Raw genomic sequence first — 3,735 nt, 5'->3', positions numbered from 1 at the left:
CGCGCTGGAGCGCGTGGAACAGCGCGTTAGCGTGCGTCTCGGAGGCAAAGTCATCGCCGACTCCACCAGAGCGATGCGTATCCTCGAAACTCATCACGCACCGACCTACTACTTCCCACCCGAAGATGTCTCCGCCACCTTGATCCCGGCGTCGGGAAGGAGCCTTTGTGAGTGGAAGGGGGTTGCACGGTACTTCGACGTAAGTGCTGGCTCCACGACCGTGAAACTGGCCGCATGGAGTTATGACAAACCAGTAGACCAGTTTGCGCCGATTGCCGGATATCTGGCCTTTTACCCAGATCTGATGGAGGAGTGCCGCGTTGGCGACTACCGCGCACTTCCTCAGCCCGGCGGTTTCTATGGTGGCTGGGTGACGCCCAACCTTGAAGGAATACCTAAAGGTGAGCGCGGCACCGAGCATTGGTAGCCCCAAAACGCTGTTTGCAAACATGGGCACGTTGCGACCTGAAGAAATGAACCCACAGATTCCTGCGCCGGCTGTTATTCTTGGCGCGGCCGGTCTGATTCCATTCCTATTGCTCACGGGGATGTGGCTGATCGGTAGCGACGTGCAATCCGCGGCCGCCCGTAACGCGCTTGTCGCATACAGCATTGCGATCCTGTCATTCATGGGGGCTGTGCACTGGGGCCTTGCAATGAATTCTGCGCCTGGCGATCAACTCTGGCGAAGATACTTCGCGAGCATCATCCCGGCACTGGCCGCGACAGCCACAGCATTCATCGAAGGCGGTCTACAATTTATATGGCTTGTGGTCTGCTTCTGCGGTCTCTTGATTTACGATCTCTATGCTGTGAGGCAGGGTGAGGCACCGCGTTGGTATCCGCGGCTTCGTTGGCCGCTCACGCTGGTCGTTTGCGCTTGCCTGGTCGCGGCTGTGCTGCATGCGACATAGAGCCGTTTACCCTAAATGGCTGGGACGTTGGCTGTAGGGTAGGCGACGCTTCCAGGCATTCATTCATACGATCATCGCGATATAGGGCTCGGTTACGAAGCCCGACGACCTCGACCTAAGCCGTTTCCACGTGTGATCCATCTGGGTCGGTTCTTCGTACTTTGATTCAGTAACCGGAGATCAAACATCATGGCGATAGTCGAAAACACCGTTGACTCTAACTCTTTGGTTCGCGAGATATTTCTTGCGCTTGCAGATACGTCCGTGGAAACCGTGAAGGCTCAAAGCTATCATTGGAACGTTTCCGGACCGCAGTTCAGCGCTCTGCACGATCTTTTTCAGCAGATTTATGAAGATCACTTCAGAGCGCAGGACGCCTTGGCAGAACGCATTAAATCTCTGGGCGGACATGTTGATGGCCGATGCTCAACATTCCTGAACAGCTCGACGCTCATGGAGTGCGACGGGCGAGTGACGTATGAGCGTATGATAAGAAACTTAGCGAGTGACCAAGAAAGCCTGTCAGCCTCACTGCAAAATCTGGCGCGCGTTGCAGACGAAAAGGGAGATCTGGTCACGAATGACCTCGCGGTAATGCGCGCAGGCACTCATGACAAGTTTGGCTGGATATTGCGCTCACATATCGGGATGGGTCACTAAACCCAGCATCCTTGAGGGCATTTAGCGGACGTTGATCGCCGCGGTGCTCACGTCTGCTTGCAGGCACAAAGCGGAAGTGGATTGGCACAAGCGCGCGCTCGTCGAGGGCAAGTCCGACATGAAGAAGCGAGGTCTGAGGTCTCCTGATTTGGCCGATGCTTTTTTGCTGACATTCGCGGGCCATGATAGGCGCCGGACCCAGCGATACAACAGACCAACGCCGCGAATGGAATCGGCTTGGGCGGCTTAGGCAGAGCCAGGTCTCGCGCCGAACCCATGGATAGAGGGGCTAACCTGAACCGAGCGGCCATGGCCATAGATGGGAAGTCGATAGTCGTTTACGGCCAGAATGGAGCTGGCAAATCCTCTTTCATCGATCAAGCTTGAGGCGCACCGTATCCGCTGCTCCTCTAAACCAGCTCAGCCGAATGTCCTTGATTCTCATTCGGGCGGTTCCTGGTCCGGGGCTGTCGCGGCAGCCTTCAATAAGTCTTCGGCCAGGATAAGCTGTCCAAGGCATATCCGTCGATTTTCTCAATGAGATTAGCGGCTTGAATGGTGGGCGGTACTGGACTCGAACCAGTGACCCTTGCGATGTGAACACAGTGCTCTACCAGCCCGTCGCCTAACGGCTCCTCACTAAAAGATCGTCAAATCAGCTGCTTACGCAGCTTACGATCTTTCGTTGAGCTACGCAAACCGCCCGCTTTGAACCTTCAGCTGTGACACAGCTGTGACAAGGGGGTGAGGAGGGGGAAAGGGCCTCTTCCAGTTAACTCAGGTGAGGTGAGCGACCAGCGCGCGACCCAGCGCTGGGGGCATAAGCTCGAAAAGGTTCAATAGTTGACGAGCCGAGAGCAGCCCTCGGACTGTTTGGGAATGAGCGCCATGGCCTAGCCGCGTCACAACTTCTCTAAACACAAATACCTGAAGCAATCGTGTTTAGACAGTGCCCGGAACGCCAGCGACAATCGGGATAGAAGCAAGCTCAGGCGGGATGATAGACGTGAAAGCATCCGATCTGCTCGTGAAATGCCTTGAAGTGGAAGGTATTGAGTACATTTTCGGCGTGCCCGGCGAGGAGAACGCCGACTTCATGATGTCGTTGGAGAAATCCGGCAAAATCAGGTTTGTCCTGACACGCCACGAACAAGGGGCGGCGTTCATGGCGGAGGTCTATGGACGGCTCACGGGCAATCCGGCGGGCGCGCTCGGCACGCTTGGGCCCGGTGCGACCAACCTCATCACCGGTGTGGCTGATTCTAACATGGATCGCGCGCCGATGTTGGTCTTGACGGGGCAGGGCGGGACCGACCGGCTGCACAAAGAGTCCCATCAGATCATGGACGTGGTGGGCATGTTCAAGCCTGTCACGAAATGGGGGACCACGATCCTCAATCCCGACACGATTCCGGAAATCGTACGCAAGGCTGTGCGGGTTGCGCGCACCGAAAAGCCCGGCGCGGTGCATATCGAACTCCCCGAGGACATCGCAAGTGCAAAATCCGATGCCAAGCCGCTGATTCCTCACCGCTTCCGGCGCTCCGTGCCTGACGACAAGATCGTCGATCAGGCCTTTGCGATGCTCAAAGAGGCCAGGCGTCCGGTGATTGTCGCGGGCAATGGCTGCATTCGCCGCCGCGCCAGCACTCAGCTGCGCCAGCTCTGCGAAACAGCGGGTATCGGCGTGATCAGCACCTTCATGGCGAAGGGCTGTGTCGACATGGATGCGGAGTACTGCCTGTACACGGTTGGTCTTGGCTCCAAAGACCGCATCTCGGCGGCCATCGACGATGCCGACTTGGTCGTCACGCTGGGCTTCGACATGGTCGAATACCACCCGCGACTGTGGAACGCCCGGCGGGACAAACGCATTTTGCACGCCGATTTTCTTCCGGCGGAGGTCGACGAGTATTACCACCCCGAAACGGAGCTGGTCGGTGACCTGGCCCATACGCTCTGGATGCTCAACGAACGCGTCGATGCGAAGGGTCTTCCGTCTTACGATCTCGATTTGCAACATCGCATGCGCGCCGAAATGGCCGCAGACTTTGCCGAGTACAAGGACGACAAGACCGAAGGCTCCATTAGACCGCAAAAGGCTATCTGGGATGCGCGACAGGTCATGGGGCCGGAAGACATCCTTCTATCGGACGTCGGT

General features: G+C 57.1%; 4 protein-coding genes. All 4 read left to right on the top strand.

Annotated features, from left to right (window positions below):
* Positions 1 to 427 (top strand): DUF427 domain-containing protein (locus tag AC221Y_RS21655; protein WP_486708396.1); only part of this gene is annotated, 427 nt, incomplete at its 5' end.
* Positions 402 to 914 (top strand): DUF3429 domain-containing protein, encoded by a 513-nt coding sequence (locus AC221Y_RS21650; protein ID WP_372928683.1) that lies wholly within the window; start codon positions 402 to 404, stop codon positions 912 to 914. The genes AC221Y_RS21655 and AC221Y_RS21650, both read left to right, overlap by 26 nt.
* Before the next feature lie 189 nt (positions 915 to 1,103).
* Positions 1,104 to 1,574, top strand: a complete 471-nt coding sequence (locus tag AC221Y_RS21645) for a Dps family protein (protein ID WP_372928682.1) — start codon at positions 1,104 to 1,106, stop codon at positions 1,572 to 1,574.
* Positions 1,575 to 2,580: 1,006 nt separating this feature from the next.
* Positions 2,581 to 3,735 (top strand): thiamine pyrophosphate-binding protein (locus tag AC221Y_RS21640; protein ID WP_486708395.1); only part of this gene is annotated, 1,155 nt, incomplete at its 3' end.

This window comes from Boseongicola sp. (genome assembly GCF_057460485.1).
Note: the sequence above shows the minus strand (reverse complement) of the source record. Positions and strands in the feature narration are given on the sequence as shown.